Annotated in this window: 15 protein-coding genes, 1 tRNA gene and 1 riboswitch; of the genes, 9 read left to right on the forward strand and 7 right to left on the reverse strand. The window is 64.7% G+C overall.

Translation table 11 applies throughout. The annotated features are described in order from the left end of the window. Positions 1-1,418: TonB-dependent receptor (locus JOZ79_RS00850; protein ID WP_294069291.1), on the reverse strand; the 1,418-nt coding region annotated here is incomplete at its 3' end. 75 nt (positions 1,419-1,493) lie between these two features. Continuing rightward, positions 1,494-1,640: riboswitch (cobalamin riboswitch) on the reverse strand. Between the two features lie 103 nt (positions 1,641-1,743). Between JOZ79_RS00850 and rpmE the strand changes: the two genes are divergently transcribed. Both rpmE and JOZ79_RS00860 read left to right on the forward strand, forming a co-directional pair. Continuing rightward, entirely contained in the window at positions 1,744-1,974 is a 231-nt protein-coding gene (gene rpmE / locus JOZ79_RS00855; protein ID WP_294069292.1) for a 50S ribosomal protein L31, read from the forward strand. Positions 1,975-1,989: 15 nt separating this feature from the next. Continuing rightward, positions 1,990-2,544, forward strand: a complete 555-nt coding sequence (locus JOZ79_RS00860; protein ID WP_294069294.1) for a GNAT family N-acetyltransferase — start codon at positions 1,990-1,992, stop codon at positions 2,542-2,544. Here JOZ79_RS00860 and JOZ79_RS00865 read toward each other — a convergent pair. The 6 genes from JOZ79_RS00865 to JOZ79_RS00890 form a co-directional block, all read right to left on the reverse strand. Continuing rightward, positions 2,541-3,731, reverse strand: a complete 1,191-nt coding sequence (locus JOZ79_RS00865) for an acyl-CoA dehydrogenase (RefSeq protein ID WP_294069297.1) — start codon at positions 3,729-3,731, stop codon at positions 2,541-2,543. The genes JOZ79_RS00860 and JOZ79_RS00865 overlap by 4 nt on opposite strands. A gap of 77 nt (positions 3,732-3,808) precedes the next feature. After that, positions 3,809-4,009: a hypothetical protein gene (locus JOZ79_RS00870; RefSeq protein WP_294069300.1), complete on the reverse strand. Its 201-nt coding sequence runs from the start codon at positions 4,007-4,009 to the stop codon at positions 3,809-3,811. A 34-nt stretch (positions 4,010-4,043) separates the two neighbouring features. Beyond that, on the reverse strand, positions 4,044-5,012 hold the full coding sequence (locus JOZ79_RS00875; RefSeq protein WP_294069303.1) for a hypothetical protein: 969 nt from the start codon (positions 5,010-5,012) through the stop codon (positions 4,044-4,046). Positions 5,013-5,112: 100 nt separating this feature from the next. After that, a complete protein-coding gene (locus JOZ79_RS00880) occupies positions 5,113-7,035 on the reverse strand; it encodes a M56 family metallopeptidase (protein WP_294069305.1) in 1,923 nt (640 codons plus the stop codon). Next, the gene (locus JOZ79_RS00885; protein ID WP_294069308.1) at positions 7,035-7,415 is read right to left on the reverse strand and encodes a BlaI/MecI/CopY family transcriptional regulator; all 381 of its coding nucleotides are present in this window, start codon (positions 7,413-7,415) and stop codon (positions 7,035-7,037) included. The genes JOZ79_RS00880 and JOZ79_RS00885 overlap by 1 nt, the downstream gene beginning before the upstream one ends. 85 nt (positions 7,416-7,500) lie before the next feature. Further along, a tRNA-Ser gene (locus JOZ79_RS00890) sits at positions 7,501-7,590 on the reverse strand. Positions 7,591-7,698: 108 nt separating this feature from the next. On the opposite strand from JOZ79_RS00890, the gene JOZ79_RS00895 reads away from it, so the two are divergent. From JOZ79_RS00895 to JOZ79_RS00925, 7 genes are all read left to right on the forward strand, one after another. Further along, entirely contained in the window at positions 7,699-8,790 is a 1,092-nt protein-coding gene (locus tag JOZ79_RS00895; protein ID WP_294069311.1) for a lytic transglycosylase domain-containing protein, read from the forward strand. A gap of 45 nt (positions 8,791-8,835) precedes the next feature. Then, positions 8,836-10,014, forward strand: a complete 1,179-nt coding sequence (locus JOZ79_RS00900; protein ID WP_294069314.1) for a D-alanyl-D-alanine carboxypeptidase family protein — start codon at positions 8,836-8,838, stop codon at positions 10,012-10,014. After that, entirely contained in the window at positions 10,011-10,637 is a 627-nt protein-coding gene (tmk, locus tag JOZ79_RS00905; protein ID WP_294069317.1) for a dTMP kinase, read from the forward strand. Before JOZ79_RS00900 ends, tmk begins: the two co-directional genes overlap by 4 nt. Then, positions 10,634-11,605, forward strand: a complete 972-nt coding sequence (locus JOZ79_RS00910; protein WP_294069320.1) for a DNA polymerase III subunit delta' — start codon at positions 10,634-10,636, stop codon at positions 11,603-11,605. Before tmk ends, JOZ79_RS00910 begins: the two co-directional genes overlap by 4 nt. Positions 11,606-11,640: 35 nt before the next feature. Continuing rightward, positions 11,641-13,152 (forward strand): methionine--tRNA ligase, encoded by a 1,512-nt coding sequence (gene metG, locus JOZ79_RS00915; RefSeq protein ID WP_294069323.1) that lies wholly within the window; start codon positions 11,641-11,643, stop codon positions 13,150-13,152. Beyond that, complete coding sequence (locus tag JOZ79_RS00920) at positions 13,149-13,940, forward strand: TatD family hydrolase (RefSeq protein WP_294069325.1); 792 nt, start codon at positions 13,149-13,151, stop codon at positions 13,938-13,940. The genes metG and JOZ79_RS00920 overlap by 4 nt, the downstream gene beginning before the upstream one ends. Next, positions 13,937-14,524 (forward strand): MBL fold metallo-hydrolase (locus tag JOZ79_RS00925; protein WP_294069328.1); only part of this gene is annotated, 588 nt, incomplete at its 3' end. The genes JOZ79_RS00920 and JOZ79_RS00925, both read left to right, overlap by 4 nt.

Genomic DNA, 14,524 nt, shown 5'->3' on the forward strand with positions numbered 1-14,524 from the left:
CTGGTGCCGGTGCCGTTGATCGTGCTGGAGACGAAGGTGAGAGGATCGTAGATGTCGATAATCTCGTCGTGCAGGCGCTGGCGATAGGCGGTCAATGACGCCAGGAAGAAGTCGCCATGATAGCGGACCGACACTTCGAACCCGCGGGAGCTTTCCGGTCGAAGTGACGGGTTCCCCACGAAACTTCCCGGGTAGAAGCCATAGAGGTCGAAGAATGTCGGCTGCGCGATGCCTTCTGCGTAGGCTCCGGTCAGGTCGAAGCCGTCGCCCAGCTTTGCGAGCAGCGAAGCGCGAAGAGAGGTCGCGTCCCGGAAGCGATTGAACATGTCGCGGCGGATTGCGACATCGGTGGTGACGAGGCTGGCCTTCGCCCGCCATTCGAGGGTCAGCGAATTGTGAGTGCGATTGCGCTTCTGGTCGGTGGCGCCCCCATAAAGCAAGTCGCCCGCCTGGAACGTCTCTCGCTCGCTTTCCGCCGCCGCGACGAGAATTTGCGCAACGGGGCCGGTCGTGAACCGATGCTCGGCCTGTGCGCCGACGGTGCGCCGCGTTCCACTGGTGCGGTTGAGGAAAGCACTCGCGAGGTAATTGCGATTACTCGAGCCGAGAAGCGATCCGCTGACCTGCCCGCTCCAGGGCTCGGTCGCGCTACCGATGTCGGCCCATAGCCGACCGGCGGCCATTCGATTGCGACTATTATCGAGGGTATCGGCATGGACGAAAGTGACCGGATCGAACCCGTCGAAATCGCTTCGCCCTGACAGCGCGAACCCCGATGCGTCGAGTTCCAGTAGGGGGCCGAGGCGATAACGACCGTCCACCCGCGCCGAAAGGTTGCGATAGCCGTCCTTGTCGCCGTGACCGCTGAAGCTATCGATTCCGGTGGCGCGTTGCCCTCCGAAGGCTGCGGCCAGCGAGGCGCGATCCGACGACCATGATGCGGCGGCACTGATCCGCTCGAACCCGAACGAGCCGCCCTCCAGCGCCGCCGACCATTCCGTGCCGACCGGCGGAGTACCGTTCACTGCGACGACGCCGCCGATTGCATCCGATCCCCACAGGGCCGATTGCGGTCCGCGAACGACTTCGATGCGGGACGCGATGTCGGCGTTGAGCAGGTCGAACCGGGGCTGGTCGCCGGTCGCGGGATCGTTCGCGCGAATGCCGTCGATGAAGAGAAGAGTGTGGTTTGCTTCGGCGCCGCGGATGCGGACTTCGGTCAGCGACCCGTCCGGCCCCGAAACCGTGACCGAGGTCGAGGGCACCAGGCGCAGCAACGCCGGGACGAGCGGCTCGCCGAGATGCTGGATGAGCTCCTTGTCGATGACGGTGACGCTTGCCGGAGCGCTTTCCTTGAACTCCGGCAGGCGCGAGGTCGTGACGACGATCGGGTTGGAGTCGATGGGCGGAAGGGGCATTGGAATCCTCCTGTTGACGAACGCGTCGTCACAAGAGGGGACCGCCCTCCGCTCCACGGCTGCTCCCGGCCACGAAAACGAACGACGGACCAGGGCAAGTGTCTGACTTGAAAGGCCGCTAGGGGCGACCTGTCCTACAGTTGCGGGCACAGCGCCGGCTTTGCACCGGCTTCCTTCTTGGCCGGCGGCCGTAACCGTCGGACCCGGGTCCGAGGCCGGGCTAGATCGGCGGCCCGAACCTTGTCAAGGAAGTCTTCGTCGGCTAGGGGCGCGCGACACTTGCTGCGGCTGGTCGGAAACCAGCTGCTAACCCAAGGAAATCGCAATGAAGTCCGGCGTCCACCCCGAATATCACACGATCACCGTCGAAATGACCGACGGCACCAAGTTTGAGACTCGCTCCACCTGGGGCAAGGAAGGCGACACCCTCCACCTCGACATCGACCCGAAGGTGCACCCGGCCTGGACCGGCGGCAACCAGAAGCTGCTCGATGCCGGCGGACAAGTCGCTCGCTTCAACAAGCGCTTCGGTGGACTCTCGCTCGGCAAGAAGTGAGCTTACGGTAGCTTGATGCTGCCGTTCCACGATCCCGCGCTGCGCTACCGTTCGGCCCCGACCATTGAGACCGAGCGGCTGCGCCTGCGCGCCTTCCAGCTAAGCGACCTCGACTATTTCCAGACGTTCTTCGCGAACGCTCATGCCAGCCGACACGTCGGCGGCCCGAGCGGGCGGGAGGACAGCTGGCGTCGGCTGCTCGCAGGTGTCGGTCTGTGGCCAATGACCGGCCTCGGCATGTGGGCGGTCGAGCGGCGTCAGGATGGCGCGACGATCGGCCATGTCGGCTTCTTCGATTTCCTGCGGGAATGCTTTCCGCCGATCTCGGGCGAGCCCGAAATGGGCTGGATCCTAACACCATCCGCGCATGGCCAAGGCTACGCGACGGAGGCCTGCGTCGCCATGCTCGACTGGTTCGGGCACCAAATCGGTAGCCACGCGATCCATGCGATGATTTCACCGGAAAACGCTGCTTCGATGAAGCTCGCGGCGAGGCTGGGATTCGAGCGGCAGCCGGATGGGCTGTATCGCGATCAGCCTCAAACCATGTGGCGCCGTCCGCCGGCCTAAAAGGCGCTCAATCCCGTGATCGCGCGTCCCATGACCAGCGCATGGACGTCGTGCGTGCCTTCATAGGTGTTGACCGTCTCGAGGTTCGCGGCGTGCCGCATCACGTGGAACTCGGCGGAGATGCCATTGCCGCCGTGCATGTCCCGAGCGACCCGCGCAATTTCCAGGGCTTTGCCGACATTGTTGCGCTTGATCAGGCTGATTGTCTCCGGAACCAGCTCGCCCTCGTCGAGACGCCGTCCGACCCGAAGCGCCGCCTGAAGGCCGAGCGTGATCTCCGTCGCCATGTTGGCGAGCTTCAGCTGCACCAGCTGGTTCGCGGCCAACGGTCGCCCAAATTGCTTGCGGTCGAGCGTATATTGCCGTGCGGCGTGATAGCAGGCCTCGGCCGCGCCCATGGAGCCCCAGGCGATGCCGTAGCGGGCCCGATTGAGACAGCCGAACGGGCCCTTGAGGCCCTCGACGTTGGGAAGCACCGCGTCCTCGCCGACCTCAACTCCGTCCATCACGATCTCGCCGGTGATCGAGGCGCGCAGTGACAGCTTTTCCTTGATCTTGGGCGCCGAGAGGCCGGCCATGCCCCTCTCGAGCACGAAGCCGCGAATCTTGCCGCCATGTGCGTCCGACTTCGCCCACACGACGAAAACGTCGGCGATCGGCGAGTTGGTGATCCACATCTTGGTGCCGGTCAGTCGATAGCCGCCGCTCGTCTTCTCGGCGCGAGTGCGCATGCTTCCCGGATCCGAGCCGGAATCGGGTTCGGTCAGGCCAAAGCAACCGACCCATTCGCCCGTCGCCAGCTTCGGCAGGTACTTCTTGCGCTGGTCCTCAGAGCCGTAGGCATGGATCGGGTACATGACGAGACTCGACTGCACCGACATCGCCGAGCGATAGCCGCTGTCGACCCGCTCGACGGCTCGGCCGATGAGACCGTAGCTGACATAGCCGAGGCCGGCGCCGCCATATTCGTCCGGCACCGTCGCTCCGAGCAGTCCGAGCTCTCCCATTTCGCTCATGATCTCGCGATCGAACCGTTCGTCGAGATAGGCTGACGTAACACGGGGCAGCAGCTTCTCCTGCGCATAACCCTCCGCCGTGTCGCGGACGAGGCGCTCCTCGTCGGTCAGTTGATGATTGAGGTCGAAAGGGTCTGCCCAGTCGAACGGCAGGATGGCAGGCTCGCCCACGCGTTGCGGCTCCGAAATGTCTGCGGAAAGCGGTCCTGTTAGCGGCCGCGCGACCGCCGCGCCACCCCACATCCGGATCACAGGGCTTGCGGGTTGACCCCGGTCGTCTGAACCATCGCCAGCGGCATTTGCCCGCTGGACGATCCTCCAGGGTGGACGCCCGTAAGGCCGGAACGTGTCGTCGCGCCAGCCATGGCGGCGGGATTCGCGAGGCAGGTCGTCGAGATGGTGGCGATTGCGATGGTGACCGACGCGATGAAGATGAGGAGGCGATTCATGATATGCTCCTTCCTGGGTTTTCCTGAGATTTCGCTATTTGGGATCAACGCCTATCGCCTTGAGCTCGGCGAGCTTTTCCGCCGACAGCGGCTGCAGTCCGTGGCGCTTGAGGTTGAGGACGAATTCGGGCGTCACGTCCATTGCCTTGAGCTCGACCAGCGTTTCGACCGGGAGGTTGGCGTATCCGATCCGGGCGAAGGACTGGATGAACTGGGGGTCAATCTTGAGCGCCGCCAGCTGCTCGATCTGTTCGGCGCTGAGGTCGTGGTACCCGGCGGCACCAAGGCTTTCGATATAGGCTGGCGATACGCCAACTGCCTTGAGGCCGACGATTCCCTCAGCGTCGAGCTTGCCGTAACCCGCGCGGCGCAGGCTATCGATATAGTCCGGCGAGACGTCCAGCGCCGCGAAGTCGACAAGGTTATCTAGCGAGGCAGGCGCATAGCCGCGCGCGGTGAGGGCCGTGATGAACTTCGGGGTTACATTGACCGCCGACAGGGTGACGAGCTCATTGATGTCGGGACGCGGGTACCGATTCGCCGCCAAGGCGTCGACCAGCGCGCGCGTCGCTCCAACGGCCGTCAGGTCGTAGGATTGGCCGACGGTCGGATTGCCGATCCCGTGGCTCTGCAGCATCGCGGTGAAGGACGGATCGGGCGTGAACGTGCACTGCCCCGTAGCGACCGCCCCGCTGCCCACGCCGGCGCAATCGAACCGGCCCGGCTCGCGCACGATCGCGAAGCGCACCGGCCGCTGGCCTGGCTCATTAAGGCTCGCGACATCCAGCCCCGCCAGATCGCCGGCCGGAAAGCTGGAGCTCATGTTGGCGTGCAGCAAGTCTCTCCGGTAAAGATCGAGCTGCACTCGGCCGTTCGTCTGAGGCGTCAGACGGAATTGTGCCTCGATGCTGGTCGAATTGTAGGTTGCCGTTGCGATGGAGGCGCTGGAGTTGGGCGCCGTGGCCAGCAGCAGGGCGGCGCAGACCGCCAGGGTTCTCGTCATGACAGGGCTCTCCTTCAATCGCGGACAAGGCTCCGCCGCGCGCCTGCGGTCAGGCGATCAATCGCTTTGGTAATCAGTGAGTTATGCGTCGTACGGGACGTCAGCCGCCGTCGTCACCCTCGTCCGAAGACGACCCGGGCGGACGTGGAGGCCTTGGCGGCCTGGCTAGACCATGCCCATCGCCGATCGCCTTGAGCTCGATCAGCTTCTCAATACTGGGCCGACCGTAGCCCGCGCTCCGAAACCGGGCGATGTCGGCAGGCGTCAGGCCGACCGCACGCATCTCGCTGATTTGGTCGAGCGGCAGATCGGGGTATCCGGCAGCAGTGACGCCGCGTAGGTAGTCCGGAGTAACGCCCAGCGTGTAGGCCTTTTCCAGTTCGTCGGCGTCAAGATTGCGATAACCGGCACCAATGAGCCCGCGGACATAGCCCGGAGTGACCCCACTGGCTTTTAATCCGACCAGGTCATTCACGCTCGCGTTCCTCAGCTGTGGGGCAACGGCGATCATGTCTCGTGCATATTCGGACGACACACCCGCGGCCCTCAATTCGATCGCATCGTCGAGCGCCGCGTCACGCTGACCCGGCGGCCTCGTGAAACCGGGAACGGGATCGTTCTCGTCGGCATAAGTCACCGCGCGGGCGCCATCGGCGTTGAGCGCGACGACCTTGCGCCGGCCCTGACGGTCGGGGGGATAGATGGTCACGGTGGCTCCGCTGGGTGCAGTCGAAACCATGACGCCGTTGACGGACTTTACCGTCGATCCATTCGGGCTCACGGCCTCGATATCGCCTTCACCGGGACCGATGGCGACAGTTGGACGGACCGCAGCGACAGCAGTTGCGACGGAGCTTGATACGCCTTGAGCGATGATGTGCGGCAGGTCCCTCGGATCATCGCCATCGCCATGATAGGGAACTCCGGTGTCAATTGGCTGACCAGCCGCGACCGCCTTCATCCCGTTCGCGCTGTCGCGGCCCGAGACATCTGCGCGGGCCGGAGAAAGCGTGAGTGCCGCCAACGGGGCGGCGATCGCGACGGCGCCGACGAACACGCCAAACGCGAATGGTCGGGCAACCGGCCCCCGGGCCGACGCGCTGTCGAGGACTCGCGCCACCCGGCGGGCGAGCGAACTCTTCGACGGTGCAACTCCATGCGCCCCAAGCAGCAGCCCCGAGCATTCGTGCCGGGCAACGCCAACCAGCAGCTCGGCATAATCGGTATCGGCGATGTCCGACGCGAGGACGGCATCGTCGGCCGTTTCCTCGCGCAACTGGTGCGCCTCTCGTGCAAGCAGCCACACCAGGGGATTGAACCAGAACAGGGCGGTCGCGATCCGGGCGAGCAGCAGCTTGGCCCAGTCGAGGCGAGCGACGTGCGCAAGCTCATGCGCAATGATCGCCTCGGCTTCTCCCGACGCCTGGACCGCGCGCTCGTTGAGCAGGATGACCGGCCGCATCAGGCCCCAGCTGATCGGCGATCCGAGCTCGTTGCTGGTGAGCAGGGCGGTGCCGTGCTTGAACCCCATGCGACGCTGGGCACGTGCAAGTGCGCTCAGCCAATGGCCATCGACCAGGACGTCAGCGCGCGCGCGGAGCGCGAGCAGTCGAGCCAGCGCGAGGAGGGTGATGAACAGCAGGATAGCGGCGGGCACTGCATAGGCAGCGAGGGCGGCGGCGGTCCAGCTGATGCTTGAAGTGGCGACGGATGCGGTGGCCGGAGGCAATGCCGCTTGGGTGACCGAAGATCCGGTCGGCTCACGGTGAGCCGTTGCCGCCGGAAGGCTCAGCGTCGCGGGTCCGGCCGTCGGCGCGTCAGTTGTTGCGAACAGTGCGGGAGCCTCGACGTTCCAGCTCGGCAGGACGAGCGGCGCCAAGGCCAAAGTGACCAACGCCAGCAGCCCGACATGCGCGATCAAGGAGCGCTCGGCCGATGAACGCTGCTTCGTCAGTGCCAGCAGCGCCAGCGCGAGTGCGGAAATGACGACGGACTTGAGGGCGATCGTGAGCAACGCATGCATCACTTCTCTCCCTTTGCCTTGCGCGCCTGGGCAATCATCTGCTCGAGCCGGTCGAGCTCGCTGGTGTCCAGCTTGTCCGACATTCCGAGAAGCGCCGTGGCCGCACCGGCCGCCGATCCATTGAAGAACACGCGTACGATGTCGCTCAGGGCCGAGGTCTTGGCGACCGAATCCGCAACCGTGGGGCTGTAAAGATAGCCGCGATCAGAATCGGCGCGCTGGACATAGCCTTTGTCCTCCAGCCGCTTCAGCATGGCACGCACAGCCGAGCCGCTCAGCTGGTCGGGGAGCGCGTCGCAGATATCCGCGACGAGGAGCGGGCCGCGTTCGTACAGGATGTCGACGATCTGCCGTTCCCGGGGTGGAAGCTTGCTTAGCATCGCGACTCCTTGGCGCTACGTTTGTAGCGGTGTGCTACATTTGTAGCGCGTACGCAAGCCCTTTCTGCGAGTCTTGCCAGAAGCGTGGCGGAGAGGGTGGGATTCGAACCCACGGTGAGCTTGCACCCACGGCGGTTTTCAAGACCGCTGCCTTAAACCACTCGGCCACCTCTCCTTGAGGCGGTCGCTATCGCTTGGCGCGGCGGGCTGTGCAAGCGGCGCGGTGAACCCGATGGCGCTCCGGCCGTTTTCCCTTAGCCTCGGTAGTGAAGGGGAGGGTGCGTTGAGCGCGTTGCAGGCTTGGGCGGCATTGGCGATGGCGACGGCGGCGGTCGGCTCGGCTTCCCCGGACGGCCAGACGGCGCTCGGGACTTATGGCCAGCCCGCCTATCCCCAGCCTGCCTATGCGCAGCCGGCGCCCATCGCCAGTCCGTGGCAGACCTACAAGGTCAGGCTCAGCATGCTTGCTCGGCAGCAGGGCGTTCGCGAGTCGACCATCCAGGCGAACATACCGGGCCTCGACGTCAATCAGCGTGTGATCGACCTGGACCAGGCGGAGCCCCGTGCGGCCCAGCCCGGCGTACGGCCGTCCATGGCGGCCTACTTGAGCGACCATGTAACGCCGCGCCTGATCGCCCGCGGGCAGGAGCGCTACTCGAGCGATTATTCCTATCTTCAGACCATCCGCGCGCGTTACGGCGTCGACCCCGCAGTGCTGATGGCGATCTACGGCCATGAGACCAGCTACGGCACTGTCACCGGCAGCCACGATCTGCTGGAGACGCTCGCCAGCCTGGCGTACGGCGGGCGGCGCCGCGAGTTGTTCGAGCGGGAGTTCATCGCATCCCTGAAGCTCATCGACCAGGGCGTCCCGCGCTGGATGCTCAAGGGCAGCTGGGCCGGCGCCACCGGCTACCCGCAGTTCCTGCCGTCTGTCGCCTTGCGCCTGCGGGCGGACGGCGACGGCGACGGCTATGCGGACATCTGGCGGAGCGAGGTCGACGGACTGGCCTCGATTGCCTCCTACCTGCGCGACGCGGGTTGGAAGCCAGGCGTCGCTTGGGGCGTTCAAGCGAGGGTGCCGCTCGGCCTCAACCGTGCTGCGCTCCAGTCTCGAATCACCGCCGCCAAGTGTCCCCAGGTCTATCGCCGCCATTCACGGTGGCTTACGGTCGGCCAGTGGCGCTCGCTAGGCGTGGTGCCGGTCGAACAACGGCTCGGCGACAATGAGATGGCGACCCTCCTTGAACCCGACGGGCCAACAGGGTCAGGCTATCTGCTGTCGAACAATTACCGGACGATCCTCGATTACAATTGTTCGAATTTCTACGCGATGTCCGTCGGGCTGCTGGCGGACGCGATTGCGCGGCGATAGACAGGTTCGGCCGTAACGCCGACTTGAAGGACGTCGCCCGCTTCCATGACTCGCCAAATCCTGCTCGCAACCGCCGCCGCTTCGTTGATGTTTGCAAGCGCGTCGCCCGCCGCTGCTCCGCAGTTCGATACGCCTGCGAAGGTCGCCTATCTCATCGACCTGAATTCGGGCGCCGTGCTTTATGCAAAGAATCCGGACGTGCACATGCCGCCGGCATCGATGGCCAAGATGATGACGACGGAGGTTGCCTTCGAACTGATCGACAAGGGCCAGCTTCCGCTCAACAAGATGTGCACCGTGCGTCCGGAGACTTGGCAAAAGTGGCATGGGCCCCAGGCGGGCTCGACCATGTTCCTGTCGCCGGGAGAGCAGGTCAGCGTCGAAAATCTTCTCAAGGGCATCGTTACGCTCTCGGGCAACGACGCGGCGGTGGTCCTGTCGGAATGCATCGCGGGGACGGAGCAGGCCTTCACCGACCAGATGAACGCGCTCGCCAAGCGGCTGGGCGTGAACAGCAGCCATTTCGGCACCGCCAATGGCTGGCCGGACAACGGGGTCACGTATGTGACGGCCCGCGATCTCGCGACGGTGGCGCGGGCGACCATCGAGCATCACCCTAAGCTGTACAAGGAATTCTACGGCCTTCCGAACTTCACCTGGGGCAAGACGATGGGCGGCAACGCCATCACTCAGGAGAACCGCAACCCGATCCTCGGCCATGTGGCGGGCGCGGATGGCCTGAAGACCGGTCATACGGATGAAGCTGGGTACGGCTTCACCGGCTCGGCCGAGCAGAACGGCCGCCGGTTGATCGAGGTGCTCGCGGGCATGTCCAGCTGGAACCAGCGCGTGCAGGAATCGACGCGACTGATCCAGTGGGGCTTCGGCGCCTGGACGGATAAGCCGCTCTTCAAGTCAGGCGCGAAAGTCGGCAGCGCCAGAGTGCAATTGGGAAGCGAATCCGAAGTCCCGCTGGTCGCCCCGCACGATCTCGCCGTGACGATCCCGGCGGGGCTGTCGAACGGTTTGGTCAAAATGCAGATTCGCTACGAAGGTCCCGTCGCCGCACCGATTGCGAAGGGGCAGCATGTCGCTGATCTGCTGGTCTACACCGGCGACACGCAGCCGCAGGTGACGCCGCTCGTCGCGGGTGAGGATGTCGGCAAGGCCGGTTTCTTCGGGCGGATCTGGCTCGGCTTCAAGCAGCTGTTCGGAATGGCGTGACCGCGGCCGGCAGGTTCATTTCACTGGAAGGCGGCGAGGGAGTCGGCAAGTCGACGCAGGCGAGGGAGCTTGCTGCAGCCCTCCAAGCGATCGGCATCGACGTGGTTCTCACCCGGGAGCCGGGTGGAAGCGACGGCGCCGATGCGGTCCGCGAGCTGCTCCTCAGCGGAGCGGACGAGCGTTTCGGCCCAGATGCCGAAGCCTTGCTGTTCGCCGCCGCCCGGGCCGACCACGTCCGAAAGACGATCCGGCCAGCCCTTGCCGCGGGTCGCTGGGTGATCTCCGATCGGTTCATCGACAGCTCGCTCGCTTACCAGGGCGGCGCCGGAGGGCTCGGAATCGAGGTCGTGCGATCGATCAACGCCTTCGCCCTTGGCGACACTTTTCCAGATCGGACTCTGGTCCTGTTGTCTGACGAAGGGCAGGCGCGGGCGCAGCTTCGCGATACCGGCGCGAGCGATCGGATCGGCGGCCGGTCCGAAGCCTACCATCACAAGGTGGAGACCGCGTTCCGGCTCATAGCCGCGGAGGAGCCCGACCGGGTCCGCCTCGTCGACGCATCCGGCCCAAAGGAAGCCGTGACCAAGCGCTTGCTCGACGTTTTGTCGGACCTGTTGCCATGATCCTTGGCCAAGACAGGGCCGTCGAGCAGTTTGCGAGCGCCTGGACCTCACGCAAGCTTCACCACGGTTGGCTGCTCGCCGGGCCCAAAGGCGTGGGCAAGGCAAGCTTTGCGCAGGCGGCGGCCCGGCGCGTTCTTTCGGAGGCTGCCGGCCCGCCGTTCGACCTCCCCGCGCTGGATAGCCCCGACGAGCACCCAATCGTCAAGCTGATCACCGCCGGAAGCCATCCCGACATGCGCTGGCTGAAGCGCTTGCCGAGGGAGAAGGGGGAGGGGCTGGCGCGCAACATCAGTGTCGAACAGGTCCGCGAGCTTGGCGAGTTCCTGACTCTAACCCCAGCACTGTCGCCGTGGCGGGTAGCCGTCATCGATACCGTGGACGAGCTGGAGGCATCGGCCGCCAATGCACTCCTGAAGATCCTTGAGGAGCCGCCGCCGAACACCCTGTTTTTCCTCGTCAGCCATGCACCGGGTCGTCTTCTGCCGACGGTCCGTTCCCGCTGCCGGCGACTCGACTTCCAGGCGCTGTCGGGCGACGCCATGACGTCAATTCTGGCTCGAGATGTGCCCGAGCTTTCAAAAACGGATCGCGACCGCATCATCGCAATGTCCGCGGGATCCGCCGGCCGCGCGCTTGCCTTCGCGGAGCTCGATTTCGGCAAGATCGAGGACGCGGCAATGGCAATCCTGCGCCACGGCGATCCGACCAATGCGCGGCGATCCGAACTCGCAGCGGAGCTCGGTAAGAAGAACGCCGCCGACCGCTATGGCGCCTTCCTCGACGCGGCTCCGTCGCTAATCGCGGCACAGGCGCGGCGGGTGACCGGCGAGCCGCGGGAGCGGGCTCTTGTCGCTTATGCGAAGGCCCGCGAGCTCGGCGCCGTTGCGCGCCGGCTATCGCTGAACCCGTCGGCCACGGTGTTCGAGATGGGCGGCATCCTCGCCGACGCGGCGGAGTGCCTTCCTTGAAGCGCTAGGCAGCCGTCGCTAGGGCCGGATCAGCGATGACCGACCCATTCTACATTACGACAGCGATCAGCTACCCCAATGGCCCGCCGCACATCGGCCATGCCTACGAGGCAATCGCCGCAGACGCCATCGCGCGCTTCCAGCGTTCGCGCGGTCGGGATGTCCGATTTCAGACGGGCACCGACGAGCATGGCTTGAAAATGGCTCAGGCAGCGCGTGCGGAAGGCATCGAGCCGCGCCTTTTCGCCGACAGAATGTCAAGCCTTTTCAGGGATATGTGTGACAGGCTCAATGTCTCGTACGATCGGTTTATCCGGACCTCCGATGACGACCATTGCCGCGCCAGCCAGGCGATCTGGAAAGCAATGGAGGAGCGCGGCGACCTTTACCTCGGCCGCTACGAGGGTTGGTACTCGGTCCGCGATGAGGCCTATTACGAAGAAGGCGAGCTGATCGAAGGCGAGGCGGGTGCAAAGCTCTCGCCGCAGGGCACGCCGGTGGAGTGGACGGTCGAGGAAAGCTGGTTCTTCCGGCTCTCAGCCTATCAGGACAAGCTCCTAGACCTTTACGCCGAGCATCCGGACTTCATCCGGCCGGAGAGCCGCCGCAACGAGGTCGTACGGTTCGTTGAAGGCGGGCTGTCGGACCTCTCGATCTCGCGGACCAGCTTCTCCTGGGGTGTTCCGGTGCCGGGGAGCCCCGGCCACGTCATGTACGTCTGGCTGGATGCGCTGACTAACTACATCACTGGACTTGGCTATCCGGACGACACGGAGCTGTGGCGCCAATACTGGCCTGCCGATATCCACCTGATCGGCAAGGACGTGGTACGCTTCCACGCCGTCTACTGGCCGGCGTTCCTGATGTCGGCGGGGATTTCCTTGCCGAAGCAGGTCTACGGCCATGGCTTCCTGCTCAGCCGCGGCGAGAAGATGTCGAAGAGCGTCGGCAACGTGGTCGATCCGATTGCGCTCGCCGATCGGTTCGGGGTCGATGCCCTCCGCTATTTCCTGCTGCGCGAGGTCACGTTCGGACAGGATGGCAGCTATAGCGCAGAAGCCATCGCGAACCGCGCCAATGCCGAGCTTGCGAACAGTTTCGGCAATCTCGCACAACGAACATTGTCGATGGTTTACAAGAATCTCGAGGGCCTTCTTCCGGCGCCAGGGGAAGAAGAGAGTGATCGCGACCTGCTCGCCCTCGTCGATCAGGTCATCGCGATCGACGTGCCGCAAGCCTTTGAACGGCTGGCTTTCTCGACTGGCATCGAAACTTGGATGCGAGTCGTCTTTGCCTGCAACCAATATGTCGACACCCAGGCGCCCTGGGCTTTGCGCAAGTCCGATCCGGAACGCATGGCTGCGGTGCTTGGAACGCTGGTGGCGGCGGTTCGTGCGCTGACGGTCGCGATCGCTCCAATCATTCCCGCATCGGCTGAAAAGCTGCTGGAACAGATCGATGCCGGACGTGACGGACGACCGATCACAGCGCCAACGCCGCTCTTCCCACGGATCGAGCTCGAGGCCGAAGAGGCCGTGTCCGCATGAAGCTGATCGATAGTCATTGCCACCTGAACTACGAAGGCTTGGTCGAGCGCCAGGACGAGGTGTTGTCGGCGGCGCGCGAGCGTGGGGTCGGCGGGTTTCTCAATATCTCGACGCGACAGCGCGAATGGAATGACGTCATCGCGGTCGCCGAGCGCAATGCCGACGTCTGGGCCAGTGTCGGGGTCCACCCGCATGAGGCAGACGCCCACCCGGACCTTGGCGCATCGGCACTGGTGGAGGCTGCCAATCACCCACGGGTGATTGCCATCGGTGAATGTGGACTCGACTATTTCTACGACAAGTCCGACCGAAACTCGCAGCGTGAGCGCTTCGAGGCGCATATCGACGCAGCGCGGCAGTCGCGCCTCCCGCTCGTTGTCCATACCCGCGACGCCGAGGAGGATACTGCCGAGATTCTCGGCGAAGCTGTCAAACGGGGCGGGGTCACTGGAGTCCTGCACTGCTTCACCGGATCGGCCGACCTTGCGCGCAAGGGGCTCGATTTCGGTTTCTTCATCTCCCTGTCCGGAATCGTCACGTTCAAGAATGCCCAGGACCTGCAGGAAACGGCCAAATGGCTGCCCGCGGACCAGATGCTGGTGGAGACCGACTCCCCGTTTCTAGCGCCAGTCCCACACCGAGGCCAGAAATGCGAGCCGGCCTTCGTAGCCGAGACCGCAACGTTCGTCGCCGGCTTGCGCGGGGAAGCCGCGGAGCAGCTTGCGGAGGTCACCACCGCCAATTTCTTCCGCCTGTTCACGCGAGCAAGCGAGGAAGCGGCGGCTTGAAGGTCAGGATCCTGGGGTGCGGGACGTCGACCGGGGTCCCGAAAATCGGCAACGACTGGGGCGCCTGCGACCCTAATGAGCCGCGCAACCTGAGGCTGCGATCCGCGATCCTGGTTGAAAGTGCAGGGGAGCGCCTGGTCGTCGACTGCGGGCCGGACCTCCGGCAGCAGCTGCTTGCGGCCGAGGTTGGGACGCTCGCCGGCGTCCTTATAACCCACGATCATGGCGACCATGTCCACGGCATCGACGATCTACGCCCGGTGTCGCAGATGATCGGCGGTCCGGTGCCTCTCCATGCCCGCGCCGAAGTGATCGACGGCCTTCAGCGGCGCTTCAGCTATGCATTCGAATGCTCGAACTTTTATCCCGCCGTTGTCGAACCGCACCAGCTTGGACCGGTGCTGTCGATCGGGACCGCAACAATGCGCTGGGTCATTCAACCGCATGGATCGACGACATCGCTTGGACTAAGGTTCGACGAAGATGGCCGGTCGCTTGCTTATTCGACTGACTTCAGTGACTTAACGGACGACATGGCTGCGCTATATCGGGGCGTCGACGTGTGGATCACCGACTGCCTGACG

The sequence above is a fragment of the Sphingomonas sp. genome (assembly GCF_019242355.1).
Classification (GTDB): domain Bacteria; phylum Pseudomonadota; class Alphaproteobacteria; order Sphingomonadales; family Sphingomonadaceae; genus Sphingomicrobium.

What these genes read in the sequence shown, in the direction of transcription:
- rpmE (WP_294069292.1), top strand. Translation starts at nt 1,744, where the DNA reads ATGAAGTCCGGCGTCCACCCCGAATATCACACGATCACCGTCGAAATG.
- JOZ79_RS00900 (WP_294069314.1), top strand. Translation starts at nt 8,836, where the DNA reads ATGACTCGCCAAATCCTGCTCGCAACCGCCGCCGCTTCGTTGATGTTT.
- JOZ79_RS00870 (WP_294069300.1), bottom strand. Translation starts at nt 4,009, where the DNA reads ATGAATCGCCTCCTCATCTTCATCGCGTCGGTCACCATCGCAATCGCC.
- JOZ79_RS00885 (WP_294069308.1), bottom strand. Translation starts at nt 7,415, where the DNA reads ATGCTAAGCAAGCTTCCACCCCGGGAACGGCAGATCGTCGACATCCTG.
- JOZ79_RS00875 (WP_294069303.1), bottom strand. Translation starts at nt 5,012, where the DNA reads ATGACGAGAACCCTGGCGGTCTGCGCCGCCCTGCTGCTGGCCACGGCG.
- JOZ79_RS00860 (WP_294069294.1), top strand. Translation starts at nt 1,990, where the DNA reads ATGCTGCCGTTCCACGATCCCGCGCTGCGCTACCGTTCGGCCCCGACC.
- JOZ79_RS00880 (WP_294069305.1), bottom strand. Translation starts at nt 7,035, where the DNA reads ATGCATGCGTTGCTCACGATCGCCCTCAAGTCCGTCGTCATTTCCGCA.
- JOZ79_RS00920 (WP_294069325.1), top strand. Translation starts at nt 13,149, where the DNA reads ATGAAGCTGATCGATAGTCATTGCCACCTGAACTACGAAGGCTTGGTC.
- metG (WP_294069323.1), top strand. Translation starts at nt 11,641, where the DNA reads ATGACCGACCCATTCTACATTACGACAGCGATCAGCTACCCCAATGGC.
- JOZ79_RS00910 (WP_294069320.1), top strand. Translation starts at nt 10,634, where the DNA reads ATGATCCTTGGCCAAGACAGGGCCGTCGAGCAGTTTGCGAGCGCCTGG.